This is a genomic window from Moritella viscosa (assembly GCF_900120065.1).
GTDB lineage: Bacteria > Pseudomonadota > Gammaproteobacteria > Enterobacterales > Moritellaceae > Moritella > Moritella viscosa.
On sequence record NZ_FPLG01000045.1, the window covers coordinates 1 to 1,540 of the forward strand.

The following is a 1,540-nucleotide window of genomic DNA, read 5'->3' on the forward strand; positions in this document are numbered from 1 at the left end:
GGTATAAAAAGGTTCGAATACTTTGTTTACCATGCAGGGGTCGATGGATTTTCCGTTATTGGCGATATCAATTAAGATCACTGATTTAGATTCAGTGAGTAAAATGTTAGTGGTGACCGTGACCAAAGGACAAACATGCTCACTGGTTTCCGCTGCTTGTACTGCATTCACAATCAAATTCTGTAATGCTTGACGTAATTTTATTGGATCTGCATATACCGTTGGTAAGTTATGCGGATAATTAAACTCTATCGCCACGTCTTTGTCTTTGGCGAAGCGCCGTTGACTGTTGGTGACTAGCTCAACCAGTTTGTTTAAATCAAGCCATTCGGGTTTAAATTGTTCAGGTCTAGAATAGGATAATAAATCTTCTAAAATAGCTTCCATATAACGGACTTGCTCAAGCGAAATATCAAACAGTTCATCTTGCTCTTTACGGGCATAAATTTGCAGTGCCATTTTGATCGAACTCAACGGGTTTCTTAAATCGTGGGCGATCATGTTTACCACTTTACCTACGGCCGCGAGTTTTTCTTGTTTGGCATGTAACGCTTCTTGTTCTTGGATTTCATGAGCGAGGTGCTTTTCTTTGGTGATATCTTGTTTTACTGCAACAAAGTAAAGAGCATTGCCTGCACTGTCTTTTACTGGTGATATGCGTGCTCGTTCCCAGAACAAGTCACCATTCTTTTTCTTATTATGGAATTCACCACGCCATTCATCACCACGCTTAATGGTTAGCCAAAGACTGTCATAACCTGCTTCAGGCATTTCACCTGATTGTAAAAACTTTGGTGTGATACCCAGTACTTCTTGTTTCTCGTAACCGGTCAATTCACAAAATACTGGGTTTACATAGATGATTTCACCCGTTATTTCAGTGATCATCACTGAGTTGTGGCTTTGCTCTACTGCATGGCTTAAGCGCTGTAGTTGATCCTGTTCCATCTTATGTTCTGTGATATCTTCACCAATAAAAGTTGCCGTGGCTAACTGCTTACCGTGGGCTTTAGAATAGGTACTGTTCCATGATACCAGTACAACTTCGCCAGATTTTGTCTGTACAACTGATTCTATTTTTGCCTGGTTAACCCCTTGTACCAGCGCTTGTCTTAATGCTTCAGCCGCTTGTTGTCTTAGTTTCTGTGGAATAAAGGTATCGAACCAGCGTTGGCCAATGACATCGTGTTTTTGATAACCAACTAAATCCAAGAAAAAATCATTACAGAAGGTGATAATCCCATCACTGTTAATCGACACCGCAATAAACTGGATATTCTCTAACGTTAATCTGAATTGTTTGTCGTAGGCCTGTTGCTTACGTAAATTGTTTGTTTGCTGACGATGATATCGGAACAAGCAAATGAAAAAGCTAATAACGAATGCCAGTGTTATATAGAGCAGCATGAATTTATCTGTAAAGGCGATACGGGCTAAATTAAAGCGCTGTTTAGGGAACACTGACACGATCGTCCAACGACTACTCCGATTCGAAAACGCTTGAGTGAAAGTAATATAGCTGTCTTTACATAACAGTCGG

1 protein-coding gene is annotated in these 1,540 nt (G+C 40.3%); it reads right to left on the bottom strand.

Features of this window, described 5'->3' with window-relative positions:
• Positions 1-1,540 (bottom strand): PAS domain S-box protein (locus BT797_RS07110; RefSeq protein WP_139291993.1); only part of this gene is annotated, 1,540 nt, incomplete at both ends.